The following is a 25,413-nucleotide window of genomic DNA, read 5'->3' as shown; positions in this document are numbered from 1 at the left end:
ATACATGAAAGATAGAAAAAGAAAGCCGGATTCCCGGAAGAACATCGTATTTAACATACAGTCGATTATCCTGTCTGTCCTTATGGCGATTTCACTGGTTACGATCATTGTAATGGGATTGCTGCTTTACCATCGATTCAAGCTGGCATTGGAAAAAACAGCAGTGGACAACACGGAAGCTACTGTAGAGGCTACCGTGGATCGGTTAAATGCAGACCTGCTGGATATTCGGCAGATTATAAACGGGGCAAACTACAACGTGGTCCAGCAGTTTGATATATCCAGCCGGGAATTCTCGGAGCAGTTCAGTCTGCTCTATGAGACCAACTCCGATAAGATTCAGAGCCTGGCTTTGTATGACCCCAAAGGAAATCTGATTGCATCGGAGCCGGTGGCGGCAGAAAAGAAAAATGTGAAGGTGCAGACGCAGGAATGGTATAAAAATGCGGAAGATGCCATTGAAAATATACACTTTTCCACACCGCATATCCAGGAGCTGTTTGAGGACGGCTCTTATCGGTACCAATGGGTCGTTTCCCTGAGCAGGTATGTAGATGTCAACAAGGGAGAGACACCGGAAACCGGTATTCTTTTACTGGATATGAAATATTCTGTGATCAGGGACGTGATGAAGCAGATCAATGACTGTTCCGGCGGAATCTACTATTATCTGACCAGTCAGGACGGAGAAATGATCTACCATCCCCGGGGAACGGAATTAAACCGCGGATTATTTGAAGAAAACAGTCTGGAAGCGGCAAAATACGAGGACGGAACCTACGAGATCCGTTCCGGCGGTCAGAACGAGACCGTGATCGTCGGCAGCGTAGCCTATACAGGCTGGAAAATGATCGGTGTTGTGCCGGAGAGTGTGCAGGCGGCAAACTACAAGAACTTCCGTTACTATGTATTTGCTACTGTTCTGGTTCTTATGGTCATGCTTTTGGAGGGAAACCAGCTGGTTTCCCGGAAGATATCCAAACCGATCCGGGAGCTGGATGCTTCCGTCAAGGCCCACGAGGCAGGAGGAAAACCGGATATCTATATCGGCGGCTCCTCGGAGATCCGCCATCTGGGACATTCTGTGCAGAAGTCCTATGAACAGATCGAAAAACTGATGGACGAGATCATCCGGCAGCAAAATGAACGAAGAAAAAGTGAACTGGATGCCCTGCAAAGCCAGATCAACCCCCATTTTCTGTATAATACACTGGAATCCATCACGTGGATGGTGGAAGCCCAGGAAAATGAAGCAGCGGTTCGTATGATTTCTGAACTGGCAAAATTACTTCGTGTCAGTCTATCCCGCGGTAAGACCATCATTCCCATTAAGGATGAGCTGCAGCACAGCAGAAGCTATATGAATATCCAGCTGGCCCGGTACAAAGAGCGGTTTAAAACAGAATTCCGAATCGAGGAAGAGATCGAAAACTGCTGCATCGTAAAGCTGGTGATCCAGCCCATCCTGGAAAATGCCATCTATTATGGCGTTGGCAATATGGATGAGGATGATGGCGGCATGATCATCGTCAGCGGAAAAAAGAAAGACGAGGACATTCTGATCACCATCGAAGACAATGGGATGGGCATGCGGGAAGAAGTCCTGGAAAATATTCTGACGGATAACAGCAAGGTTCCGAAGCATGGTTCCGGTGTGGGCGTAATCAATGTGCATTCCAGAATCCGGCTGATGTTTGGCGAAGAATACGGACTTTCCATAGAAAGCGAACCGGACGAAGGAACAAGGGTTACGATCCGTATTCCGGCAATCCCATATACACCGGAAAACGCAGAAGCATTGGAATTACAAAAATACATACAGAGGAGACCGGGCGGATGAAAAAGAACAGAATGAAATTTCTTATAATTGAGTTTCTTTTGCTGCTGCTGGCAGTATTCTTTGTATGGAAGATTTTCGATCAGAACGTAGCAGAGCCCCGGATTGCGGTGATTCTTCCGGAGTCCGGTGACAAACGCTGGGATGCCCTGATCAAGGGAATGAAGCAGGCTGCGGCAGAGAACAACGTTCATATGATCATCTGCAATACGGAAGAGATCGACGGGCCGGAGGCGGAAAGAGAATTTATCAGGGAACAGAAGGACAACGATATTGATGGCTTTATCATATATCCGGCACCCGGTCATGAGACGGAAAATATGCTGAAAAAAGAGTGTGGAAATAAACCGTATCTGCTGATTGCAGATGGTCTGGCGGTAAAAGAAGGGAAAACTGCCAGTCCCACGATCCAGCCGGATTACCGGGAGATCGGAAGATGGCTGGGAGAACGGCTGAGAACAAAAAAGCAGAAGATCGGAATTATCGCCGACTGGAAAATGTCCGAGGCTGTACAGGCGGAGATTTGTGGATTGAACGAGGCGCTGGAAGGCAGCGAAAGCAAGATCAGCTGGTGTATTTACCGGAGAAAAGAACAGGACATTGTGGAGCGGATGAAGAAGGAAACAGAGGCGGATGCTCTTGTCATCCTGGATGCAGGAATATTGGAAGAGTTTGGAGAGCAGGCAGAAAATGGAACATACGAGGGCGCGGAGCTCTATGGAGTGGGTTACAGTCTGAAGACGATTGCACTTCTGGATAACGGAAACATTCAGGGGCTGGCTGTGCCGGACGGATATGAAATCGGCTATAAAAGTGTGGAAGAAATAACCAAAAGGATCGAGCACAGGTCTTATAAAATGCAAGGATATATAACCGAATATCAGGTACTTGGCAAGGAAAATTTCTCTATGGACGAAGATTTAGAAAGGTTTTTATATTCCTATGAATAAAAAGAAAAGAAGGGTGGCAGTATTATTATCTGCCACGATAGGGAGTGCGGTGCTTGTGCTGTCGGGGTGTTCCGGCAAGTCGGACCAGACAGAGAAAACCCTGCGGGTCGGAGTGATAACCTACACTCAGGATGATCCTTTTATCAATGGATTGACGGATGAACTGAAGGCGCAGCTGAAAGCCATGGAAAACAAAGAACGAAGGATTATCGTATCGACAAAAAGCGGAAACGACGATCAGCAGGAACAGAACGAAAAGGTGGAAGAGATGATTGATGCCGGCTGTGATGTGCTCTGTATCAATCTTGTGGACCGGACAGCTCCGTCCCGGATCATCCGAATGGCAAGGAATGAAGACATTCCTGTGATCTTTTTTAACAGGGAACCGGTAAGGGAAGACCTGATGCAGTGGGAAAAGCTGTATTATGTGGGCTGTGATGCAGAACAGTCCGGGATTATGCAGGGCGAGATTGCAGAAGAATACATCAAGAGCCATCCGGAAGTCGATAAAAATCAGGATGGAAAGATCCAATACGTGCTTCTGGAAGGAGAAGCAGGCCATCAGGATGCCATCAGCAGAACAGAGTATTCCGTAAAGACACTGATGAAGAATGATGTTATACTGGAAAAGCTAAGCTATCAGTTAGCGGACTGGAACCGGGGACAGGCGGAAAACCGCATGAACCGTCTGATCAGCCAGTACGGAAAAAAGATTGAACTTGTTATGTCCAACAACGATGAGATGGCACTTGGGGCTGTGGAGGCCTATCGGAAAGCAGGCTATGTCCGTGAAGAATGGCCGGTGATCTTCGGAATTGATGGCCTGGAAGAGGCTCTGGAAGCCGTAAAGGCAGGAGAGATGCAGGGCAGCATCCTAAATGACAGAGTGGATCAGGCAAAGAAAATGGCGAAAATGGCAGTGGAGCTGTTCGAGGGAGAGGAATTTGACCAGGAAAGCCTGAAAGAAGGCCGGTATTATTTTTCAGAATATCAGAAGGTAGACGGCAGCAACATCGATGAGTACCTGAACGCAGAAGAGACGATTTCCCACTCCGGAATGTAAGCAGGAAGACTGCGTTTGCAGGCAGAAAGAGTAAGAGAAGACGTGTCTTTATTTTAACTGAATCAAGCAAGCAGCGAAACGGATTGCGAATATCCGCCTGACAGAATGAGGAAAAACAGATGGAACATACATGGACCAAAGATTTTTATCAGGAGACAGATCCGGCAAAACGGCAGCAGATCTTAAAAGAACATATCGGAGAGGAGGAAGCCTGGGAAGAAGAATACCGGGCTCGGCTCTGGAAGGCCCGATACGGACAACGCAGGCTCCAGAAGGATGAATTTGTCAAATGCCTGATGGAACTGAAGTATCTGGCGGAAGGAACCTCTCTGGATCTGGGAGGCGACAGAAGAAAGATGGGAGCCCGGATTTTCTCTACGTTGTGCCTGGCGGAAGCCATGCAGTCAGAGGAGGGATACCGGAAAATTCTTGCAGATGAACTGTACAATGTATTCCTGAAATTTATTCAGGTCAGCAGAGGAGGCAGAGGATTTACCTCTCTGGTATTCGGCATGGGACAATTGTCCGAAGAAGGAATCGCGAAAAAAATCGCCGAACAAATCAGTGTGATCGCGTTCAAGGCGCCACGCCTGCTTCACATGGAAAAAGAATTCACCCTGCTCCGGGAAGCCGCCCTCCGGGCATATCGGCAGGAGTATCCGAACAGGGAGCATTTTCTGAATAAATATTGAATTTATTGCAGTAATGTCTGAAAAGTGGCAGGCGGAAAGAGAAAGGAGAATAAAATGGAATACAGAAAATTTGACAATGTTATAGTAGCAAGGATTGACAAAGACGAGGAAATATTGGAGCAGCTGAGGGTAATTGCCATAAAGGAGAATATAAAGCTTGCCAGTGTCCAGGCTCTTGGAGCGATCAATGATTTCACAGTCGGAGTATACAAGACAGACGAAAAGAAATATTATTCAAACAGCTTCCAGGGGTATTATGAAATTACATCACTGACAGGTACAATCAATACAATGGATGGAGAATATTATGCACATCTTCATATGAGTGCCGGAAATCAGAAGGGCGAGGTGTTTGGAGGACATCTGAACAGAGCGATTGTCAGTGCAACCTGTGAGCTGGTCATCACGGTAATTGACGGAAGAGTGGACAGAGTTCATGATGAAGAAACCGGACTTAATATTTTTAAGTTTAACTGAAGCTGCAAAGCAGCTATTCGGTTATGAGCAAGTAGCGAAGCGGATTGCGAATATCCGCTTGACTTAAAAGCCTGAGAGGAAATAGTGAGAAGCAACATCGGGATGCAGCGTAAGCGAAATCGAGATGTGATCTGAAGAGATAATACAATTTACGAAAAAGTGGATTTTCCACATAAATACCTGAACTGGAGGTGTATGGGCTATGATAAAAGAACATTATTCGATCCTGTTTTGCAGCTTAACGGGTAATACAAAGAAGCTGGCTGATGTAATCTATGAAACGTTGCCAAAGGACAAATGCGATTATTTTGGCACAAACGATTCGCAGGTACCGCAATCCGACGTATGCTATATCGGATTTTGGACGGACAAAGGGAATGCAGACCAAAAGACATTAGAATTGCTGTCGAAATTAAAAAATAAAAAGATTTTTCTGTTTGGAACAGCTGGATTTGGCGGAAGTGATGCCTATTTTGAAAAGATTCTCGGACAAGTCAAACAGTCGATCGATGCAAGCAATACGGTCATCGGTGAGTATATGTGCCAGGGAAAGATGCCGCAGTCTGTGCGTGAACGGTATGTGAAAATGAAAGAAAACCCGGAACATCCGGCCAATCTTGATCTGCTGATTCAAAATTTTGACCGTGCTTTGTCACACCCGGACAGCGAAGATTTGGAAAGACTGAAAAAGTCATTATGAGATAGAAAAGTATGTTGTGCTTGATAAAAATAATCAGATAAGAGCAAAATTCGCGAAATGATTGCAATGGATCGTCAAATGGAATAGAATGGAGAGAAAAAAGAAAGGTGTGGAAAAGGCAGGGCTGGCAAAGCATATCCGGCAGATGAGGTCATGCAGAAACAAAAACAATGAAAACTACAACAAAACAAACTCATTTATACAGTAACACGGATCTTCGCAAGCTTTTAATTCCGATCATCATTGAACAATTGCTTTCTTCCCTGATGGGAACTGTCGACACGATGATGGTCAGCAATGTCGGGTCTGCCGCAATTTCGGCAGTCTCGTTGGTGGATTCCATTAATATCTTAGTCATTCAGGCGCTTTCTGCGTTGGCGGCAGGAGGAGCGATTCTCTGTTCGCAGTATATTGGAAGCGAAAAACGGGATGGAGCAATCCGTTCGGCACAGCAGGTGCTTTTTGTTATGACAGTTTTGTCCGTCGCATTATCCGCGGGCTGCCTGATTTTCCGTGTTCCGCTGCTGCGTGTGATTTTCGGGGCAGTGGAAGCGGATGTTATGAAAAATTCACAGGTGTATTTCCTGTTTACGCTGCTGTCATTCCCGTTTATCGGTCTTTACGATGCGGGCGCATCCATTCTGCGGGCGCAGAACAACAGCCGCAGTCCGATGGTGATTTCGGTGATTTCCAACTTTATGAACATCGGCGGAAATGCCATTCTTATTTTCGGCTTCCATATGGGTGTCGAAGGAGCCGCGATTTCGACTTTAATTTCGCGTATTTTCTGTGCGGTTGTCGTACTGTGGAAGCTTCGGGATGAAAGCAAACCGATTTTTGTGAAGCAGTATCTTTCCATTCGGCCGGACTTTGGTTTGATCAAAAAAATACTGTTCATCGGTATCCCATCGGGAATCGAGAACAGTATGTTCCAGTTTGGAAAGCTGGCGATTCAGTCCACTGTGTCCACACTTGGCACGGTTGCCATTGCCGCGCAGGCGATGACGAACATCCTTGAGAACCTGAACGGTGTCGCTGCGATTGGTGTCGGCATCGGACTGATGACGGTAGTCGGTCAGTGTCTCGGCGCGGGCCGGAAGGATGAAGCAATCTACTATATTAAAAAACTGTGCTGGCTGTCAGAAATGGTTATCGTTGCAAGCTGTCTGCTGGTATTTGTGCTGACAAAACCGATTACGATGATCGGCGGTATGGAGGCAGAGAGTGCAAAGCTCTGCATGCAGATGATGATTTTTATCACGATTGTAAAGCCGCTCTGCTGGGTCATGGCGTTTGTCCCGGGATACGGCATGCGGGCTGCCGGGGATGTGAAATTCTCCATGATCACATCCTGCTGTACGATGTGGCTGTGTCGTGTGAGTCTCTGTATTTACCTGTGCCGCATATGGGGATTCGGCCCGATCGCCGTCTGGATCGGTATGGCGGCAGACTGGAGCCTGCGGTCCATTCTCTTTACCATCCGGTTCAAATCAGGAAAATGGCTGAATCATCATTTGATAGAAGAAAAGAAACAGGAGAGCTAAACATCTTCTTCCGGTAAAAAGGAAAGCGCATATGCAAGAGAGTCGTTGAGATGAGATTTTTGACCGCGGCTGGAAGCCGTACCGGATCAATCACCTGAGCTGGTGGAAAGAGGAGCTTGCATCCGAAGAAGAGATGGAAGAGGGACGGAACAATCTTGCAGCACACGACAATCGGAATGTAGATGAAAAGAAAATCCTTTTGTACGAACAGATCATTCGGGTTGTGTAGAAACAGGAAGAAAAAACTGGATTTTTCCAGTACCGGATGATAAGATAAAACTGTGTTTCGGGATGGCTTAAACATATGGAGGTGCAGGATGGAACCAATTTATTTGTCAATCCAGCAGAAAGAAACTGGCAGCCGCATCAAATCCCTTCTTCGTGAAAGCGGATACACCGTGAGAGACATTCAGAATGCCATGGGTTTTGAAAATCCACAGGCGGTCTATAAATGGATTTCCGGCAAGTGCCTGCCAAGTCTGGACAACTTTCTCATTTTAAGCAGATTATTAAACACAAGCATCGAAGATATCCTCGTCATTGACGGGGATATTCCTCGTTTCCGAAGCAAATACAGAAAAATCCGAGAAAGATTAAACCGCTGGTATAATGACAAAATCGTTATTTTGTGATACAGTGAAGAAAAAACAGAAAAAGAACCGGTTAAAAAGGTTTTGGAAAGGAAAAACAGATGTCAGCAGGAATACGTTTTGGCTACCGCAATTTAGAACATACCCCAGAAGCAACGTTTGTCGTCAAACAGCGTGGCTTTGTTTTGATATGTTCAATTGAGAAAAGCGACAGAACGGATTCTGTGGAATATGATACGGGAGGATCAAATTAGACGACCGCATCAGACAACTGGATACGAACGAAGAGGAGCCGCTTATCTTATGTTGAACACATGGGATAGGTGGCTTTTTCTATTAAAATTTTATATCAGAACAAATTGAGAAGGGAGAAACCCGGAATGGATCAGATCGAAATCAAAGGAAAAGTAAATACAGCCATCTGCTATGCCAGGATCGTAGAGGAGGAAGCCATCGAGCAGATCCGACGCATGTGCGATTATCCGATGACGGAAGGCTCGCGGATCCGCATCATGCCGGATGTGCATGCGGGAAAAGGATGTACGATCGGAACAACGATGACCATCCGCGACAAGGCAGTGCCGAACGTCGTCGGCGTGGATATCGGGTGCGGCATGTACACCGTAAATCTTGGAAGAGCCGAACTTGATTTTGCAAAAATCGACGAGGCGGCACATGTTATCCCGTCCGGCATGAATGTCTGGGAGGGGAGACAGGAACGTTTTGACCTGATGACACTTGCCTGCAGCCGGGAATTAAAAGACACAAAACGCCTGGAGCGGTCGCTTGGAACCTTAGGCGGCGGCAACCATTTTATCGAGATCGATGAAGCCGCCGACGGCACAAAATATCTCGTCATCCATTCCGGCTCGCGGAATCTCGGAAAACAGGTGGCAGAGTATTACCAGAATCTGGCAGTGCGGCTGGACCGCGGTTATGACGAGTACCTGGAAAAACGCGAGGAGCTCATACGCACCTACAAAGAGCAGGGCCGCAGAAAGGAAATCCAGGAGGCGTTAAAACAGCTGCAGTGGAAACCGGACGAAGCGCAGATGCCGGAGGATCTCTGCTATCTGACCGGAAAATATCTGGAAGCCTATCTGAACGACGTGGAGATCTGCCAGCAGTTTGCACGCCGGAACCGGGAAAAAATGGCGGAAATCCTGCTGGAACGAACCGGCCTTACCGGCACCGATGCGTTCCACACGATTCATAACTATATCGACACAAACGAGATGATACTACGAAAAGGCGCAATCGCAGCGCACAAAGGAGAACGAGTGCTGATTCCGATCAATATGCGCGACGGCAGTATTCTCGCCGTCGGAAAAGGAAATCCGGAGTGGAACGATTCTGCCCCGCACGGAGCCGGACGGCTGATGTCGCGCAAAAAAGCGAAGGAAACCCTGGCACTGGAGGAATACCGGAAGAGCATGGAGGGAATCTATACGACTTCCGTCAACGAACATACCCTGGACGAGGCGCCGATGGCGTACAAATCGCTGGATGACATTCTCGATATAGTCCGTGCATCGGTCGATGTCGTGGAGGTGTTGCGTCCCGTTTACAATTTCAAAGCATCAGAATAGAGGCGGAGGAAACCAGTAAAATTCCTCCGCAAGAAGGAGGAAGAAAAAATGATGGCAATTCCGTCAATTGATATGGAAGCAACAGGAAGAAACATTACAAGACTGCGGCAGCAGGCAGGCCTTACCGTCCGCGACCTGCAGGAAATTTTCGGTTTCACCACCCCGCAGGCAATCTACAAGTGGCAGCACGGCACCGCCATGCCGGCAATCGACAACCTGGTCGTGCTGGCAGCGGTACTGAATGTGTCGATTGATGAGATCGTGATTGTGGAGACAAGAGAGCTTGTGCTTGCGAGTGCATGAAGTCCGGTTCTGATCCGGCGCGCCGGAGCGGCAAAGCCCGAAGGGGGGAAGCAATCCGCCCGGTGCGCAAAAAACGCAGGATTATACCGCAGGTTGAATGACAAACCACATACGATGAGATATAATAAAGACATAACAAGGGCAGGTAAGCCTAGCAGCGAAGGCGGCGGACTGTAAATCCGTTACAATAGAAACACCGTTGGTTCGAGTCCAACTCTGCCCATGCAAACCGGTCGCGGAAAGTCTCCCCCGGCTCCGTTGACTTTATATGTGCAAACTGATAAGATACTCATAAGTATGTTCTTATGGGTATCTTATTTTTGTATTTCAAAAAGAAAAGGGGAAATTAAATAATGACAAAAAAGAAAATCATTGGCCTTTGCATCGGCGCTGTCGTTCTTGCCGTGGCTGCGGCCGGTGTGAAGGAAGGCAGCTGGCTGATGAAGCATCGCCGGATGCAGAATGAGTTTACGCATGAGATGAATGCATTCACGACCAAAACAAACGCTGAGCTGATCCAGCCGACGATTGTTGCGGAGGATGATATCTACGGCTGGTTTTTCCATGAGGAAGATGACGGGCTGTACATGAATTTCTATTACCGGATCAAAAACGAGTCCAATCAGCACGAAATTGCATCCAGTGAATTTCCTGTGAAGATCAAAAAGGAGCTTCTTGCGGATGATAAAGTGTGGAGCAGAACGACGGGGGCCGCGAAAAATCAGGTTCACGCGGAATACCTGGAAGGAGAAGATGACATGACGGTTTCGTTTGACGTCTATTACCAGTGTGAGGGTTCCTGCGGGGAATATTTTGCGGATATTACCGTGACGGACAGTGAGACCGGAAAGTTCTACTACAGCAGTGAAGCAGAAAATGAAGCGGCAGAATAGGAGGAGCGATGGCCGAAAAACAAAGCAAAAATAAATGGCACACACCGGCGGAGCGGATTATGATGCTGGGATTTGCGGCGGTAATCCTGCTGGGAACGATTCTTCTTTGCCTGCCGGTTTCTGCGGCGGACGGAAAAAGCGTTTACTGGCTCGACGCCCTGTTTACCGCAACGACATCTGTCTGCGTGACGGGCCTTGTCACCGTTCCGACGGCGACGACATGGAGTACCTTTGGAAAAATTGTGATCCTCGGGTTGATTCAGTTCGGAGGTCTTGGCATCATGGCGTGCCTGACGATGGTGTTTCTGATCCTGCGCCGGAAAATCAGTCTGCAGAGCCGTAAACTGATCCAGGACACTTACAATCTGCCGGTTTTAAAGGGCAGCGTCGGTATTGTGCGGAAGCTGTTGATCGGCACGGCGGCGGTGGAGCTGGCGGGAGCCTTTTTCTACAGCTTCTGGTTTGTGCCGGAATACGGTTTCTGGAAGGGAATCGGCTACAGCCTGTTCCACTCCGTATCCGCCTTCTGCAACGCCGGAATTGACCTCGTCGGGGAATCCTCGTTCGCCCCGTTTGTGACGAACCCTCTCATCAACTTTACGACGATGGGCCTGATTTTCTTAAGCGGCCTTGGCTTTCCGGTCTGGTGGGAAGTGCTGGAGCGCGTGCAGGATCTTGTAAAAGGAAAACGGACCCGGAAAAACTTCGTGCGCGGCTTCACGCTCCACACCAAACTGGTTCTGACGACAACCGTCATTCTTCTGTTCGGCGGGGCGCTTCTGATCCTCGCGCTGGACTGGAACAACGCATCCTCGCTTGGCAGCTTAAAACCGGCGCAGAAGGCTATGGCGGCCTTCTTCCAGTCCGTGACGACGCGAACCGCCGGCTTTGAGACGATCCCGCAGGCAAACTTCTCGGACGGCTCCGCGATGGTAAGTATGATCCTCATGTTCATCGGCGGCTCTCCGATGGGAACGGCGGGCGGTGTCAAGACGACGACTGTTGCGATTCTGCTCGTGGTCGTCGCATCCTACATCCGCGGCGATTCCGACACCGTGGTCTGGGGACGGAAGGTCATGGAAGAAAACATCCGCACCGCGGTCGTTATTTTCTTCTTCGCACTGACGATGGCATTCACCGCGACGGTGCTTCTGATCTCTGTCACCGGAAGTCCTCTGCTGGACTGCCTGTATGAGATCGTTTCCGCTGTGGCAACCGTGGGACTGACGCGGTCGCTTACGCCGACACTTCCGGCGGCGGGAAAAATCATCGTAATTCTGGTCATGTTCATGGGACGTCTTGGACCGGTTACGCTGGCCATTGCACTGCGGCGGAGAAGCGGAAGAAAAGATGTGGATATCCAGCGCCCGGAACAGCGGGTGCTGATTGGATAAAAGAGGAGAAAAAACATGAGTAAACAATACGCAGTCATCGGACTTGGAAAATTCGGCTTCGCCGTGGCGACGACGCTGGCGCAGGCAGGAAAAGAAGTGCTCGCGGTCGATAAAGACCCGGAGCTGGTACAGGAGATCGCCGATCTCGTCACATATGCGGCGCGCGCGGACATCACCGACAGCCGTGTTTTTGCATCGCTTGGCATCAGCAACATGGATGTCGTGATCGTCGGCATCGCTGAAAATATGGAGTCGAGCATCCTCGCCACCCTGCAGGCAAAAGAGGCGGGCGTGCCGCTCGTCATCGCAAAGTGCATGAGCCAGATGCATGCCAATATTTTGAAAAAAGTCGGCGCGGACCGCGTCGTGATGGCGGAGAGTGAGACGGGCATCCGCCTCGGAAAAAGCCTGATTTCCGGCGGCTTCCAGGACTTCTTCATGCTGTCGGATTCGTTCTCCATGGTAGAGCTTCCCGTGCCGGAAGCGTGGACGGGGCATAACCTCGAGGAGCTGGATCTGCGGAAGAAATACAGTATCAACGTAATCGCCGTCAAGGACGGGGAAGACATCCGTGTCACGGTCAATCCGAAGACGCTGCTCCGCGCAGAGGAAGTGCTGATTCTGATCGGCGAAAACAAAGAACTTGCCAAATTGATGAAAAACAGGAAATGAGGGGACCATTCATGATTACAAGCAGCAGCAATGCACAGGTAAAAAACATTATTGCGCTGAACAAAAAAGCAAAAGAACGCCGGGAGCAGGACGTTTTCGTGGCGGAGGGCTGGAAAATGTTCCAGGAAGCGCCGCGGGAATGGCTGAAAAAAGTATATGTGTCTGAGAGCGGCAGCAAAATGCATGAAATGCCGTCCGACGGGACAGAATACGAAGTAGTGGACGACCGCGTGTTCCAGTCCATGTGCGACACGAAGACGCCGCAGGGTGTTTTAAGTGTGATCCGCATGCCGCATTACACCGAAGAGGAGGTGATGGACAACGGAAAGACACCGCTTCTGATGGTACTTGAGGATCTGCAGGACCCTGGAAATGTCGGAACAATCATCCGCACTGCAGAGGGCGCAGGAGTCACCGGCATCATCATGAGCCGCGGTACCGCGGATATCTTCAATCCGAAAACGATTCGCTCGACGATGGGCTCGATTTACCGTATGCCGTTTCTGATCGTCGACGATGCGGTCGGATTTGTAAAAGGCTTAAAAGCGCGGAAGATCTGTACGTACGCGGCACATCTGCACGGCGTGCATTCCTACCGCGAGGAGGATTACACAAAAGGAACGGCATTCCTGATCGGAAATGAGGGAAACGGCCTGACCGATGCAATGGCAGAGGCCGCCGAGTGCCTGATCCGTATTCCGATGGAAGGAAAAGTGGAGTCGTTAAACGCAGCGATTGCATCCGCCGTTCTCATGTATGAGGCACACGGCCAGCGCGCATAAAAGAAAGAGCGTTACCGGTTTTCTTACATTTCTCTTAACCTGCCGGAAACCTACTCGACAGAACCGGTATTTTGAGCTAAAATAGAAAGAGCAGAGTCCGGGCTGAATTTCTGTCAGTCCGGTAAAACTGTAATATTTGCCAGAAAAGCAAAAGCTGTTTTGGGAGGAAGGAAAAATGAGTGAGAAAAAAAACATCAGTAAAAAGGAGCTCCGAAGAAGAAAGCGGAAGCGTGCGCTGATGATCAAAACAGGAATTCTATGTGTTCTGCTTGTCATCTTCGGCATTGGAATATGGGCTTTGGCCGGAGGAACAGAAAAAATCCAGCAGAAAGCACAGGAAAAAGAGGATCAGAAAACAGCAGAGGTGGACGGTTCCGTATCGTCGGACAGCACGGGAAGTGCTGAAGCGCCGACAACGAAAGCACAGATTATGGCGGAAGCCGATGCACTTGCGCAGACATACGATTACGATGGAGCCATTGAAAAGCTCCAGAGCGTAGAGGGCGCAGCAACCGACGCGGATATCATCACAAAAGTAGCAGAGTACACCAGCACGAGAGATGCCTGTGTGCGCGTCAACATCAACGAAGTAACCCACATTTTCTATCATTCTCTTGTAGTCGATCCGCAGAAAGCGTTCTATCAGGACAACGCACAGACCGCAGGCTTCTGCCAGTGGATGACCACCGTGGATGAGTTCAACGCGATTACCCAGCAGATGTACGACAGAGGATATGTCATGGTTTCGATCAACGATCTCGTGAAAAAGACCGTAGATGATGACGGAACCGTTCATTACGAGGAAGGGGACATTTACCTGCCGGAGGGCAAGAAAGCATTCGTTCTTTCTCTGGATGACCTTTCCTATTACCACTCTTACGACGGACGCGGCATTGCCAGCAAGATGGTAGTCGGCGACGACGGAAAACCGACCTGCGAATACATTCAGGATGACGGAACTGTTGTGACCGGTGCTTACGACTGCATCCCGCTGATGGATCAGTTTATCGAAGCGCATCCGGATGCCGTATACCACAATGCGCGCGGAACCGTAGCACTGACCGGCTACGATGGAATCCTCGGATACCGCACCGACGGTGATTACAAGACGAGAGAAGATCTGACGGATGATCAGGTAGCATGGCTTGATGCACACCCGGATTTCGACTGGGATAAAGAGTGCGAGGAGGCGAAAAAAGTAGCCGATGCGATCAAAGCAGACGGCTGGACATTCGCAAGCCATACCTGGGGCCATATCCGTGTCGGCGACAAACCGATCGAGACGATCCAGGCGGATACCGAGAAATGGCTGACGTATGTTGCACCGCTCATCGGCGGAAGCGATATCATCATCTTTGCACATGGACAGGATCTTTCCGACTGGCACGATTACACGATGGACAATGAGAAGTTTGCTTACTTAAAGAGTCAGGGCTTCAACATTTACTGCAACGTAGATTCCTCCCAGTATTTCGTTCAGGTAAGAGACAATTACCTGCGTATGGGACGAAGAAACCTGGATGGATACCGTCTGTACCAGAACCTCTACGGAGGCGGCGAGGACAGAACAAGCGATCTGTTTGATTCTGCCTCTGTTATTGATCCGCAGCGGCCGACAGATCCATCTCTTTACAATTTAGGTTAAAGAATTTTGAAAATGAAAAAGATCTCACAGAACTTTCTATTATTTATAGAAGAAAGTCTGTGGGATCTTTTTTTCAGCAGGGCGAACCGTTTACAGATATTTTTCTACGAGCGGAAACGGCAGAGGCCCGAGACGGAGCAGTTTTTCATGGAAACCGATCAATGAGAATGAGTCACCTTCCTGTTCCCGCACTTCCGAGAGGAGCTGCGAAAACGAGAGCGATCCGACACAGTATTTCAGATAGTTCGCCGGTGTCTCGAGAATATACTGATATAAAGAGGCAGCGGCCGACGCATCCGTGATGCCGAACTGCGCCAGAAAGGCTGACGCATCCGAGAGGAGCCATCCCTGGCTGTGGATTCCGAGATCCAGCAGCGAGCAGAGGGTAAGATGCACCGAGCGGTTCAGATACCAGAGACGGCAGAGCGCCTGCGTGTTTGCATCGAGATTACGTGCGGCGTAGCGGCAGGCATATGATTCAACGTAGGTTGCCCATCCTTCCACATAACCCGACGGCGCGTAGAGATGGCGGATCAGAAGCGGGTCGGAGCGCGAGAACGAGACGGTCTGGTACAGATGGCCGGGAAAGCCCTCGTGGGCAAGTGTGGAATACAGTTCGATGCCGGTCATCTCATCCGCGGGATTCAGGTAAATGGAGTTGGGTGAATTGATATCGGCGGGCGGTGTGAGATAAAAGGCGGGGCTTAAAAAATCCTTGAGGGAGTCATCCACGGTCTTTACTTCGTATGCGATACCCGAAAGAACGGGAAAATCTTCAGAAACGGCATTCTGCAGATCGGCAAGCATTTCCTCCGGCGTGGAGAACGGCAGCACGAGCGCCTGCTCGGAGAGGGAGAGCGACGGATTCTGATCGAGAATGATCTGCATTTCGGCACACTGGTCCGCAAGCTGCTGTGTTAAAAGGCGGGTCAGCTCCTCCGGTGAAGCATCAACACCGACGCGGCTGCGGAGAAGATATGCATAGTAGGAAAGTCCGCCTTCCTGCCGGGAAAGACCACCGGCGTTCTGTGTTCCTTTGCCGCGGAGTGAAGAAAGCGCATCGGAAAGAGAGCGGTAGGCGGGAAAAACACAGGAGGTAAGGAGTTTTTCATGCGTCTGCAGACAGAGATTCCTTTCCGCCTCAGAAAACAGTGAAGACGCCTGCAGTTTATTCTGAAAAACGGTGTGGAGCAGATGGCTTTCCGGTGTATCCGCGTCGGCGAGAAAAGCACTGCACTGGTGGATAATGCCATCGACCGCAAGGTCATTCTGAAACACGCCCTGCCGGGATTTTTCCTGTTCGAGTGCGATGAGGTCGGAGAAATAGCGCGGGAGATCCTGCAGAAGATGGAGGTAGTCGGCGATATCCTGCTGTGTGCGGAACGGGTACTCTGCGAGCAGAATGGGAAGCTGTGCCTGAATCCCGAGCGACGGACCGAGCGGTTCCGCAAGAAGGCTGGTGCTGCCCGGCATTTTCTCGCAGTCCAGCTCGTAGAGCAGAAGATCGAGCGTGATCTGATTTTCCGCGGAGAGGCGGTTTCGATGAAAGGATGTGAGCGTTGTTTCCACACTCTGCAGCAGGGCATCATACGAGGTGCGGTCAGGGATGGAAACCGTGCCGAACGAGGCGGTGCCGGGGGCAATTCCGCGGGAAGCCGGATCGGCGAGGGTATAGTGGAGCGTGATGGCAGAAGAGGTTACCTCGGAGTGGAACCGTTCCTCCACATACGCGGAAAACCGGCGGTTCTCACCAGGGGAAAAGAACGGGGAAAAATACCAGAACAGCAGGGCGAAAAGAAGTCCGCCGCACAGAAGCAGAGGGAACAGGATGCGGCGGTGCAGAGAAGCTGGTTTCATAGAATAGGCTCCGGTGCGGACAGTTATCATAAAGTATGTAAAAAATGCTGATTTTATGCGCTTTTTCCGTGGCCTTTCATTTGACTTTCCAAAACGGCTTTGCTATAATCAGTAACGAATGAAATAAGGGACTTTTCAGTGCGGAACGGATTTGAAAAAGAATCCGCGAAGGTAAAAGAGAATCAGGTGGAAATCCTGAGCGATCCGGTCACTGTAAGCAGGGAGTGTTAGCTGCAGAAATGCCATTGTGCGAAACGCATGAGAAGGCGCGGCTGCCGTGAAGATCTGCGAGTCAGGAAACCTGCTGGAAAGGTTAGTGAATCGCTTCCGATGAAAGCATATATTCATGGAAAGATGTACGAAGCAAAATCGGACATCTGCTTTTTTGTCGCCATGCGTCCGAAAAAGAGCTTCGGTGGAGAAACTCTTTTGCAGAAAAAGCAGATGTCTGTTTGTCTTTTCGCAGAAAAAATGTGTCCTCAAAAACAAGATTACTTGCAGGGAGACATCATTGACGGGGACAGGCACCGCCCAGCTGCCTGAAAAAGTCAGACGGAATCCGGAGCAGATGCGCGAAGGATATCCGAAGAAAAGGAGAAGTTATGAAAGGAAATTCAAGCAAATTTCTGGCACTGCTGCTGTCGGCGTCCATGATCATGAGCCCGACTGCCAGCGTATTAGCAGATACGCAGGAAAAAGCAGCACAGACAGAAAGCAGCGCAGCCGCAGAGGAAGCGCCGCAGAGCGAAGAAACAGCAGAGATGGCAGAACCGGAAACAACACCGGCAGAAACCGAGAGCAGTGAAAGCACTGCAGAGACTCCGGCAGAAGAGCCGACGGAAACACCGGCCGCGCCTGCAGAGGATCAGACACCGGCAGGATCTGACGAGACCGAGACACCATCCGCAGATGAGGATGCTTCGGAAGATACTGCAGAGGACACTGCAAAAGACGGTGAAGAGACTGCCGATACCACAGAAAAAGAGCCGGAAGCAGCAGATGAGACTTCCCAGGATGCTGAAAAAGAAACACCGGCAAAAGAAGAAACCAAAGATGCTGTAAAAGAGAATACCAGTCCGGCGGCAGAACAGCCGAAAACGGAAGTAAAAGAAACAACCAAAAATGAGGCATCCAATACAGCCGAGGAGAAAGAAACAAAAGCAGCGGAAGCAGCAAAACCGGCAGATGGTGAGTATGAGACTTCTGCAGAAGCAACCGGAAGCATGTTCCGTGTGATTTCTTCCAGACTCATCGTAAAAGATGGAAAACTGAAAGCATCCATTCTGCTGAGTGGAACCGGCTATGATTACCTGTATACGGGAACAGCAGCAGAAGCTGCCGCAGCAGATGAAAAGAGCTGGATTGCTCCGACAGGAAGCGAAACCTATACGGATACGAAGACCGGTGCAGAAAAGACCGGATATCGTTTTGAAATTCCGGTGGAAGAGCTTGACAAACAGATGGATGTTGCCGTTCGCTCAGCCAAGAAAAAAACATGGGCTGATAAAACCGTTACGATCCACAGCACCGATGCAATCCCGACGGTAACACCGGAACCAACCGAGACTCCAAGCGAAAATCCAGGTGAGGATTCCTCGAATAAGCCAGCCAGTGTAGAAGCACCGGTTACCAAAGAGGACGGCAGCGTATTCAAAATGTTCGTCATCTCCGAGGCAACAATGATCAACAAGGGCGATAAACTCGTTCTTACACTGAAAACAAACAACGTATCATTTGATAAACTGTATCTTGGAAAGAACGATGACCTTGCAAAAACACCGGCTATCCAGGGAATGCAGGAAGCAAACGGCGGTTATTCCTTTACATTTGAAGTAGATGCGGACAAAGCCGGCACAACCGTTCCGATCGTTCTTGGAAAGAAAGACGGAACCTGGTACACCAAACAGCAGCTTTATCTTGCAGTTCCGGGAAGCAAAACACCGGAAGTAACTCCGATACCGGAGCCGACCGAGACTCCGGTCCCGACTGCAACCCCGACTCCGAGTGAGACTCCGGTTCCAACCGCAACTCCAACTCCGGAACCGGCGAAAGTAGAAAACGGTATCTACAGCGGAACCGCGGAGACCGGCGCAGCTATGTTCAAAGTAGTCGGCGTAGAGCTGACCGTAAAAGACGGCGACATGAAAGCACGCATCACGTTAAGTGGTGTTGCCTACGATTATCTGTACATGGGAACACCGGAAGAGGCAGCTGCCACAGACAAGAGTGCATGGATTGCAGGCGTCGGCACCGTTGATTACACAACAGCAGACGGCGAGACGAAAACAGGAATGCAGTATGATATTCCGGTAGCAGCACTCGATCAGGCACTTGTTGTTTCTTCCCATTCTGCAAAACGGGATAAATGGTATGCAAGAACCATTACTATTGCATCTTCCAGTCTGAAAAAGACCGCAGATCTTCCGGCAGATGAGACCAATAAAGTAGCAGATGGTATTTACAGTGCAGAGGCAACAACTAATGCAGCAATGTTCAAGGTAGTCGGCGTAAAACTGACCGCGAAAAACGGAAAAATGACAGCAGTTATCACCTTAAGCGGAAGCGGCTATGATTATCTGTATATGGGAACCGGAAAAGATGCGGCAGCAGAGAGCGGCGCATGGATCGCTTCCACCGGAAAAGTGGACTACACCTTAGACGGTGAAACCAAAACCGGAATGCAGTTTGAAATCCCGGTAGAGGCACTTGATCAGGAATTTGCTGTAGCAGCTCATGCAGTAAAGAGCGGCAAATGGTACGACAGAGCCATCACGATTGCATCTTCCAGCCTGAAAAAGACCGGAGACCTTCCGTCGGATGACAACAAGGGCGATACTCCGAAACCAACCCTCGTTCCGACCAATACCCCAACCGTATCTCCATCTGAGACACCGGTTGTAAAACCCACCAGCACCCCGACTCCGGCACCGACCCAGAAACCGGCCGATACCAAACCGGAGCAGGAATCCAAATATGAGTCTGACTTAAGCGGCGGCACATCCAAAGTAGACAGTGCAACCACACTGGCAGACGGCGTTTACACACCAGACGGATTCTCCTTCTCCGGCGGATCCGGAAAGGTAACCATCTCCTGCAGCAAGATTACTGTAACGAACGGACAGGCTTATGCAACGATCGCATTCAGCAGTCCGTACTACGGATATGTAAAAGCAAACGGAAATAAATACATGGCAAATGTCAGCGGCGGAAGCAGCATCTTCACCATTCCGGTTGAGCTGAACAAGAACAATACCATCATCGGTATGACCACCAGAATGTCCGTTGCCCATGAGATTTCCTACAACATCTTCATCTCCTTGGCAGCAGCAAAGAAGGGCGGCAGCACTTCTTCCAGCACAGGATTTGTAAAAGCAGACGGAACAATCTCCACGATCAGCACCGATAACTCCAAGTTGGATACCACCGCTCCAGAGATCATGGGACTGGAATACAAAGCAGAGACAAAACTTGCTTACGCAGAGTACTTCAAGATGTATCATTACGACGAAGGCATCACCCTGCTGGAGATCGATATGACAAAAGATACCGAGCGTGATCCGGAGAAACAGAACGAGGACGACAAGAAAGCAGAAGATACCGATACCGCAGCAGCGGAGGATACCGCAGCAGCAACCGACGAGGAAGAAGCGGCAGCAGCATCCGATTCCAAAAAGACCAGCACTGAGAAAGCGAAAGATCTGACCGAAAAGACAAAAGAGCTGTACGAAGGCAATGTTGTCAAATATCTGATCGTTCCGAAAGATGTTGAGATTCCGGCAGGACTGGACAAAGATATGATCGTGATCCAGCTTCCGGTTGAGAAAACATACGTAGCATCTGAGGATGCCCTGAAACTTCTCGATGAGCAGTTAGACGCAGCAGAGAGCATCAAAGCAGTCGGCATGGAGCAGAAAGACTGCCAGATCGAAAACATTGCAAAAGCAATGGAAGACAAAAAAATCTCCTTCGACGGAGCATTCGATGATCTGGACTACAAAGCTCTGGTAAAAGACGAAATCGATTTTGCAATTCTTCCGTCTGAGTTCCTTCCGGGAAATGCAAAAGATGAGGAAGATGCTGATGCAGCCGACGAGACCGCAGATACCAAAGCTGAGGATCAGAAGGACGATAAAGACGATAAGACAACGGATGAGAAAGCAGACGAAGACAAGACTACGGAAGAACTTCTGAAAGAGGAAAATGAGCGTCTGTCCGACACCGCAGAGCGTCTGGCAACCCTGACCATTCCGATGCTGGTTGACCGTTCCGCAGACGAGAAGACCGATCTTGCGAAAGCAGAGTGGCTGAAAGTCTACGGCGTGATCTTCGGATGCGAGGATCAGGCAAACGAGCTGTTCCAGCAGATGGTAAAGGCAGAAGAGAATAAATAAGTACAATAATTTGCAGCAAAAAATGAGAAAGGGCTGCTGCCGTATGGCAGCGGCTTTTTCTTTCAGAAAGGAATATCAAATGACAGGAAAAAACGAAAGAAAGCTGAAAAAATGGGCCGCACTTTTTCTTGCAGCAGCGATGTCACTGACGGCCTGCGGCAGCACCGCATCAACGGGAAGCAGCACATCGTCCGCGTCGGGCACTTCGGCAGTTTCTGAGAGCAGCACATCCACAGCATCCGCAGCAGACGTTTCCGAAAGCCAGACGGAGAGCACATCCGTCTCGGAAAGTACGGCTGAAAGTGAAAGCACCTCCGAAGCCACTGCTGCGAGCAGCACCTCCGGGAGTGATACCGCATCCGCGGATGGTTTCGCAACGACAGACGATGTCAGCGACGCACCGGACATCACCGGAATCACCATCGAGAGCAAGATGGTCCTGAATTACGCGGAGTGCTTTAACGTATACTACTGCACAGACGGCTATAAACTGATCGATGTCAAAGACGGCGCGCAGTATCTGCTCGTCCCGGACGGAAAAGAGGCGCCGGATGACCTCGATTCCGACGTAATTGTAATCCATCAGCCGCTGGAACGCATCTACATGGCAGCAACCTCTCCGATGGCGCTGTTCGATGCCATCGACTCCCTCGATACGATTCGTCTCTCCGGTGAAACCGCAGACAACTGGTACGTACAGGATGCCGTTGACGCGATGAATGCCGGAACGATGATCTTCGCCGGAAAATACAGTGAGCCGGATTACGAACTTCTGGTCAGTGAGAACTGTGATCTGGCCATTGAATCCACGATGATCCTCCATTCCCCGAAGGTACAGGAGATGATCGAGATGCTCGATATTCCGGTCTTCATCGACCGTTCCAGCTACGAATCCCAGCCTCTTGGCAGAACCGAATGGATCAAACTCTACGGTGCCATGCTGGACAAAGAGGAGGAGGCAGCCGACTTCTTTGCAAATCAGGCAAGTGTTGTGGAAAATCTGAAGGATTTCCAGAATACCGAAAAAACGGTCGCTTTCTTCTATATTAATACGAGCGGAGCTGCCGTTGTGCGGAACCCGGAGGACTACATTTCCAACATGATCGAGCTTGGCGGTGCGCGCAACGCCTTCCGTGATCTCCAGGACGACAGCGGAAAAACATCCGTGCCGATCACGATGGAGCAGTTCTACGATACGGCCGAAGATGCGGACTACCTGATCTACAACGCAAGCATCGATTCCACCGTCAAAACCCTGGACGACCTGCTGGCAAAGGATTCCATGTTTGCCGATTACAAAGCAGTCAAAGAGGGCAACGTCTGGACAACCGAGAAATCCATGTATCAGGCAACCGATAAAATTGCACAGTTTACCAACGACATTAACCTTCTGGTAACGGGCGGCGATCCGGATCAGATGGTATTCTTAAGAAAATTATCCTGATGGAGGAACGTATGTCAGAGAAAAAAAATATGACAGGAAAAGAGAACAGTTTCCATATGGAAAACTTCCGGCGCCGTTCGCGGTATGCCGCTGTGTTCCTGGTGCTGATTCTGGCGTTCGCCGCCATCACCGTGCTGAATATCAATTCCGGAAACGTAAATATTTCGATTCCGGAAATTTTCCGGATTCTGCTGCGGCGGACCGGAGAGGGGAAAGCGTACAATATTATCTGGAAAATCCGCCTTCCGCGTATTCTGATGGCGGCAATCCTGGGCGGTGCTCTGTCCCTGTCGGGCTTCCTTTTACAGACTTTCTTTGAAAACCCGATTGCCGGTCCGTTTGTTCTTGGAATTTCCTCGGGAGCCAAAATGGTCGTGGCGCTGACCATGATCTTTTATCTGGAGCGGGCGCGCAATATCACATCTTACACGATGATTGTTGCAGCATTCTTAGGATCCCTTCTCTCCGTCAGCTTCATTCTGCTGATGTCCCGGCGGATCAAAAATATGGCAGGACTTCTCGTCGGCGGTATTATGATCGGTTACATCTGCTCGGCGGTCACGGATTTTGTTGTCACCTTCGCGGAGGATTCCGATATCGTCAACCTCCACGGCTGGTCACAGGGAAGCTTCTCCGGCATGAGCTGGAGCAACGTAGCGATCTCTGCGGCTGTGATCGGCATCACCTTTGTCATCACGTTCCTGATGGCAAAACCGATCGGTGCATATCAGCTCGGTGAGGCGTATGCGCAGAGCATGGGTGTCAACATCAAAGTATTCCGCATCGCGCTGATTCTGCTTTCGAGTATTCTCTCCGCATGCGTCACCGCATTTGCCGGTCCGATTTCGTTTGTCGGCATTGCCGTCCCGTTCCTCGTTAAACAGAGCCTCGGCACATCGCGTCCGCTCGTCGTAATCCCGGGAACGTTCCTCGGCGGAGCCGTCTTCTGTATGATGTGCGACCTGATCGCGCGTATGGCGTTTGCACCGCTGGAGCTGTCCATCAGTACGGTCACATCAATCTTTGGTGCGCCGGTCGTCATTTTCATGATGCTGCGCCGGAAAAGGGGGTAAGAGAATATGAATGAATATTATTTTCATCTGGACCACCTGACGGTCGGCTATGATAAGAAGCCGCTGATCAAAGATATCTGCATCGGCATCGAAAAAGGCGAGATCGTTACGCTGATCGGACCGAACGGTTCCGGTAAATCAACGATTCTGAAAAGCATCACCCGCCAGTTAAAGCTGGTCGGCGGAAATGTGGAGTTTGACGGGAAAAACCTGCATGAGCTTTCGTTCCGCGAGTTGTCCACGAAGATGGCCGTTGTGCTGACGGAGCGCATGAAGCCGGAGCTGATGACCTGCCACGATATTGTGGCAACGGGCCGCTATCCGTACACCGGACGACTCGGCATGCTGACCCGCGAGGATGAGGAGAAGGTCGAGAAGGCGATGCGCGCCGTTCATGCCGAAGAGCTCGGCGGCCGCGATTTCAACGCCATCAGCGACGGCCAGCGCCAGAGAGTGCTTCTTGCGCGTGCGATCTGTCAGGAGCCGGAGGTCATCATCCTCGACGAGCCAACTTCTTTCCTCGATATCCGCCACAAGCTGGAACTGCTCGCGATTCTGCGCCGCATGGCAAAGGAGAAGGGCATCACCGTCATCATGTCGCTGCATGAGATCGATCTGGCACAGAAAATTTCAGATAAGATCATCTGCGTCAAGGGCGATGCTATTTCCCATTTCGGCGCACCGGAGACAATTTTCCGCGAGGATATCATCCGCGAACTATACGAGATTGACAATGGTTCGTTTGACCCGTGCTTCGGAAGCATCGAGCTGCCGCGGCCGGAGGGAACACCGCGCGTCTTTGTCCTCGCAGGCGGCGGAACGGGAATCCCGGTGTTCCGGAAACTGCAGAAGGAAAATGTCCCGTTTGCGGCAGGCGTCCTGTATACGAACGATATCGATTACCAGCTCGCCCGCATTCTGGCGATGGAGACGGTAACCGAAGCACCGTTCCAGGAGATCAGCGACGAGGCATTTGCCCGCGCCTGCGAGCTGATGAAGAGCTGTGAACGTGTCATCGACACCGGCGTCCCGGTGGGCATGTGCAACCGCCGGATCGAAGAGCTGAGGGCAGAAGCAAAGCGGCTTGGAAAGCTGGCAGAGTAAAACAAAGAAAAATCCAATCAAAATCTCCTGTCTGGGAACGAAACAATCGTTTTCCGAACAGGAGATTTTCTTTTTGCAGCCATTGTAAAAACAGCAAAAGAACACGAAAAATGTAATATTAAATTGTACGAAAAATTCACACAATTCAAGTCAAAAACCAACAGAGATTGACACTTAAAAAGTCAAGTGCTTTATAAAATCTTTTGGCGAAATAACGGTTTTCTCTGTTATGACCAAAACACGCGTTCTGATTTCGCAAGATTTAAACACATGCTTTCCACACCGTTTTTCGTGGATAATGTGGATAACTCGGTGTATAACTTGTTTTTAGGCATGTTTTCGGTGGTTAACTATGTGGATAACTTGTGGACGGGATGTTTATAAAATTGGCCCGTGTGGGAAAAAACCGGTTT

Annotated in this window: 21 protein-coding genes, 1 tRNA gene and 1 riboswitch; of the genes, 21 read left to right on the top strand and 1 reads right to left on the bottom strand. The window is 49.9% G+C overall.

Features of this window, described 5'->3' with window-relative positions; all coding sequences use genetic code 11:
• Nucleotides 1-4 precede the first annotated feature (4 nt).
• The 16 genes from DW769_RS11670 (at nucleotide 5) to DW769_RS11595 (ending at nucleotide 15,131) form a co-directional block, all read left to right on the top strand.
• Nucleotides 5-1,840, top strand: coding sequence for a cache domain-containing sensor histidine kinase (locus DW769_RS11670; protein ID WP_117805225.1), 1,836 nt, complete (start codon nucleotides 5-7; stop codon nucleotides 1,838-1,840).
• Nucleotides 1,837-2,787: a substrate-binding domain-containing protein gene (locus DW769_RS11665; protein ID WP_055267736.1), complete on the top strand. Its 951-nt coding sequence runs from the start codon at nucleotides 1,837-1,839 to the stop codon at nucleotides 2,785-2,787. The genes DW769_RS11670 and DW769_RS11665 overlap by 4 nt, the downstream gene beginning before the upstream one ends.
• 13 nt (nucleotides 2,788-2,800) lie before the next feature.
• Nucleotides 2,801-3,850, top strand: coding sequence for a galactose ABC transporter substrate-binding protein (locus DW769_RS11660; protein WP_319638367.1), 1,050 nt, complete (start codon nucleotides 2,801-2,803; stop codon nucleotides 3,848-3,850).
• A 119-nt stretch (nucleotides 3,851-3,969) separates the two neighbouring features.
• The gene (locus tag DW769_RS11655; protein ID WP_118750406.1) at nucleotides 3,970-4,542 is read left to right on the top strand and encodes a DUF6553 family protein; all 573 of its coding nucleotides are present in this window, start codon (nucleotides 3,970-3,972) and stop codon (nucleotides 4,540-4,542) included.
• A 54-nt stretch (nucleotides 4,543-4,596) separates the two neighbouring features.
• Nucleotides 4,597-5,019 carry a PPC domain-containing DNA-binding protein gene (locus DW769_RS11650; RefSeq protein ID WP_055228550.1) on the top strand — a complete coding sequence of 141 codons (423 nt, stop codon included), beginning with the start codon at nucleotides 4,597-4,599 and terminating at the stop codon, nucleotides 5,017-5,019.
• A gap of 202 nt (nucleotides 5,020-5,221) precedes the next feature.
• Nucleotides 5,222-5,719 carry a flavodoxin family protein BilS gene (bilS, locus tag DW769_RS11645; protein WP_055267731.1) on the top strand — a complete coding sequence of 166 codons (498 nt, stop codon included), beginning with the start codon at nucleotides 5,222-5,224 and terminating at the stop codon, nucleotides 5,717-5,719.
• Between the two features lie 170 nt (nucleotides 5,720-5,889).
• Nucleotides 5,890-7,263 carry an MATE family efflux transporter gene (locus tag DW769_RS11640; RefSeq protein ID WP_118750405.1) on the top strand — a complete coding sequence of 458 codons (1,374 nt, stop codon included), beginning with the start codon at nucleotides 5,890-5,892 and terminating at the stop codon, nucleotides 7,261-7,263.
• Between the two features lie 317 nt (nucleotides 7,264-7,580).
• Nucleotides 7,581-7,895: a helix-turn-helix domain-containing protein gene (locus DW769_RS11635; protein ID WP_055267727.1), complete on the top strand. Its 315-nt coding sequence runs from the start codon at nucleotides 7,581-7,583 to the stop codon at nucleotides 7,893-7,895.
• A 338-nt stretch (nucleotides 7,896-8,233) separates the two neighbouring features.
• The gene (locus DW769_RS11630; RefSeq protein WP_118750404.1) at nucleotides 8,234-9,442 is read left to right on the top strand and encodes an RtcB family protein; all 1,209 of its coding nucleotides are present in this window, start codon (nucleotides 8,234-8,236) and stop codon (nucleotides 9,440-9,442) included.
• Nucleotides 9,443-9,490: 48 nt separating this feature from the next.
• Nucleotides 9,491-9,745 carry a helix-turn-helix domain-containing protein gene (locus DW769_RS11625; protein WP_117510109.1) on the top strand — a complete coding sequence of 85 codons (255 nt, stop codon included), beginning with the start codon at nucleotides 9,491-9,493 and terminating at the stop codon, nucleotides 9,743-9,745.
• Nucleotides 9,746-9,884: 139 nt separating this feature from the next.
• Nucleotides 9,885-9,968: transfer RNA gene (locus DW769_RS11620), tRNA-Tyr, on the top strand.
• Between the two features lie 130 nt (nucleotides 9,969-10,098).
• On the top strand, nucleotides 10,099-10,638 hold the full coding sequence (locus DW769_RS11615; protein WP_118750403.1) for a hypothetical protein: 540 nt from the start codon (nucleotides 10,099-10,101) through the stop codon (nucleotides 10,636-10,638).
• Between the two features lie 8 nt (nucleotides 10,639-10,646).
• Complete coding sequence (locus DW769_RS11610) at nucleotides 10,647-12,032, top strand: TrkH family potassium uptake protein (RefSeq protein ID WP_055267718.1); 1,386 nt, start codon at nucleotides 10,647-10,649, stop codon at nucleotides 12,030-12,032.
• 15 nt (nucleotides 12,033-12,047) lie between these two features.
• Complete coding sequence (locus DW769_RS11605) at nucleotides 12,048-12,704, top strand: potassium channel family protein (protein WP_118750402.1); 657 nt, start codon at nucleotides 12,048-12,050, stop codon at nucleotides 12,702-12,704.
• An 11-nt stretch (nucleotides 12,705-12,715) separates the two neighbouring features.
• On the top strand, nucleotides 12,716-13,486 hold the full coding sequence (locus DW769_RS11600; protein WP_055228546.1) for a TrmH family RNA methyltransferase: 771 nt from the start codon (nucleotides 12,716-12,718) through the stop codon (nucleotides 13,484-13,486).
• 175 nt (nucleotides 13,487-13,661) lie between these two features.
• Entirely contained in the window at nucleotides 13,662-15,131 is a 1,470-nt protein-coding gene (locus DW769_RS11595) for a polysaccharide deacetylase (RefSeq protein WP_118750401.1), read from the top strand.
• A 90-nt stretch (nucleotides 15,132-15,221) separates the two neighbouring features.
• On the opposite strand, the gene DW769_RS11590 is transcribed toward DW769_RS11595, so the two are convergent.
• The gene (locus DW769_RS11590; protein ID WP_158579821.1) at nucleotides 15,222-16,988 is read right to left on the bottom strand and encodes a DUF885 domain-containing protein; all 1,767 of its coding nucleotides are present in this window, start codon (nucleotides 16,986-16,988) and stop codon (nucleotides 15,222-15,224) included.
• A gap of 119 nt (nucleotides 16,989-17,107) precedes the next feature.
• Nucleotides 17,108-17,311, top strand: a riboswitch (cobalamin riboswitch).
• 7 nt (nucleotides 17,312-17,318) lie between these two features.
• Here DW769_RS11590 and DW769_RS16315 point away from each other — a divergent pair.
• The 5 genes from DW769_RS16315 to DW769_RS11570 all read left to right on the top strand — a co-directional run bounded on the left by DW769_RS16315 (nucleotide 17,319) and on the right by DW769_RS11570 (nucleotide 25,000).
• On the top strand, nucleotides 17,319-17,531 hold the full coding sequence (locus tag DW769_RS16315) for a hypothetical protein (protein WP_055267713.1): 213 nt from the start codon (nucleotides 17,319-17,321) through the stop codon (nucleotides 17,529-17,531).
• Between the two features lie 59 nt (nucleotides 17,532-17,590).
• Nucleotides 17,591-21,379, top strand: coding sequence for a hypothetical protein (locus DW769_RS11585; RefSeq protein WP_118750399.1), 3,789 nt, complete (start codon nucleotides 17,591-17,593; stop codon nucleotides 21,377-21,379).
• A 79-nt stretch (nucleotides 21,380-21,458) separates the two neighbouring features.
• On the top strand, nucleotides 21,459-22,823 hold the full coding sequence (locus DW769_RS11580; protein WP_243002113.1) for an ABC transporter substrate-binding protein: 1,365 nt from the start codon (nucleotides 21,459-21,461) through the stop codon (nucleotides 22,821-22,823).
• A gap of 11 nt (nucleotides 22,824-22,834) precedes the next feature.
• A complete protein-coding gene (locus DW769_RS11575; protein WP_243001844.1) occupies nucleotides 22,835-23,896 on the top strand; it encodes a FecCD family ABC transporter permease in 1,062 nt (353 codons plus the stop codon).
• A gap of 6 nt (nucleotides 23,897-23,902) precedes the next feature.
• Nucleotides 23,903-25,000 (top strand): ABC transporter ATP-binding protein, encoded by a 1,098-nt coding sequence (locus DW769_RS11570; RefSeq protein WP_055220215.1) that lies wholly within the window; start codon nucleotides 23,903-23,905, stop codon nucleotides 24,998-25,000.
• The last annotated feature ends 413 nt before the right edge of the window (nucleotides 25,001-25,413 follow it).

Source organism: Blautia sp. AM29-29, from assembly GCF_003480555.1.
GTDB lineage: Bacteria > Bacillota > Clostridia > Lachnospirales > Lachnospiraceae > Fusicatenibacter > Fusicatenibacter saccharivorans.
This window is presented reverse-complemented; position numbering and strand designations above follow the sequence as displayed.

What these genes read in the sequence shown, in the direction of transcription:
- DW769_RS11580 (WP_243002113.1), top strand. Translation starts at nt 21,459, where the DNA reads ATGACAGGAAAAAACGAAAGAAAGCTGAAAAAATGGGCCGCACTTTTT.
- DW769_RS11655 (WP_118750406.1), top strand. Translation starts at nt 3,970, where the DNA reads ATGGAACATACATGGACCAAAGATTTTTATCAGGAGACAGATCCGGCA.
- DW769_RS11585 (WP_118750399.1), top strand. Translation starts at nt 17,591, where the DNA reads ATGAAAGGAAATTCAAGCAAATTTCTGGCACTGCTGCTGTCGGCGTCC.
- DW769_RS11600 (WP_055228546.1), top strand. Translation starts at nt 12,716, where the DNA reads ATGATTACAAGCAGCAGCAATGCACAGGTAAAAAACATTATTGCGCTG.
- DW769_RS11590 (WP_158579821.1), bottom strand. Translation starts at nt 16,988, where the DNA reads ATGAAACCAGCTTCTCTGCACCGCCGCATCCTGTTCCCTCTGCTTCTG.
- bilS (WP_055267731.1), top strand. Translation starts at nt 5,222, where the DNA reads ATGATAAAAGAACATTATTCGATCCTGTTTTGCAGCTTAACGGGTAAT.
- DW769_RS11570 (WP_055220215.1), top strand. Translation starts at nt 23,903, where the DNA reads ATGAATGAATATTATTTTCATCTGGACCACCTGACGGTCGGCTATGAT.
- DW769_RS11630 (WP_118750404.1), top strand. Translation starts at nt 8,234, where the DNA reads ATGGATCAGATCGAAATCAAAGGAAAAGTAAATACAGCCATCTGCTAT.
- DW769_RS11625 (WP_117510109.1), top strand. Translation starts at nt 9,491, where the DNA reads ATGATGGCAATTCCGTCAATTGATATGGAAGCAACAGGAAGAAACATT.
- DW769_RS11665 (WP_055267736.1), top strand. Translation starts at nt 1,837, where the DNA reads ATGAAAAAGAACAGAATGAAATTTCTTATAATTGAGTTTCTTTTGCTG.
- DW769_RS11635 (WP_055267727.1), top strand. Translation starts at nt 7,581, where the DNA reads ATGGAACCAATTTATTTGTCAATCCAGCAGAAAGAAACTGGCAGCCGC.
- DW769_RS11610 (WP_055267718.1), top strand. Translation starts at nt 10,647, where the DNA reads ATGGCCGAAAAACAAAGCAAAAATAAATGGCACACACCGGCGGAGCGG.
- DW769_RS11575 (WP_243001844.1), top strand. Translation starts at nt 22,835, where the DNA reads ATGTCAGAGAAAAAAAATATGACAGGAAAAGAGAACAGTTTCCATATG.
- DW769_RS11605 (WP_118750402.1), top strand. Translation starts at nt 12,048, where the DNA reads ATGAGTAAACAATACGCAGTCATCGGACTTGGAAAATTCGGCTTCGCC.
- DW769_RS11650 (WP_055228550.1), top strand. Translation starts at nt 4,597, where the DNA reads ATGGAATACAGAAAATTTGACAATGTTATAGTAGCAAGGATTGACAAA.
- DW769_RS11670 (WP_117805225.1), top strand. Translation starts at nt 5, where the DNA reads ATGAAAGATAGAAAAAGAAAGCCGGATTCCCGGAAGAACATCGTATTT.
- DW769_RS11595 (WP_118750401.1), top strand. Translation starts at nt 13,662, where the DNA reads ATGAGTGAGAAAAAAAACATCAGTAAAAAGGAGCTCCGAAGAAGAAAG.
- DW769_RS11615 (WP_118750403.1), top strand. Translation starts at nt 10,099, where the DNA reads ATGACAAAAAAGAAAATCATTGGCCTTTGCATCGGCGCTGTCGTTCTT.
- DW769_RS11640 (WP_118750405.1), top strand. Translation starts at nt 5,890, where the DNA reads ATGAAAACTACAACAAAACAAACTCATTTATACAGTAACACGGATCTT.
- DW769_RS16315 (WP_055267713.1), top strand. Translation starts at nt 17,319, where the DNA reads ATGAAAGCATATATTCATGGAAAGATGTACGAAGCAAAATCGGACATC.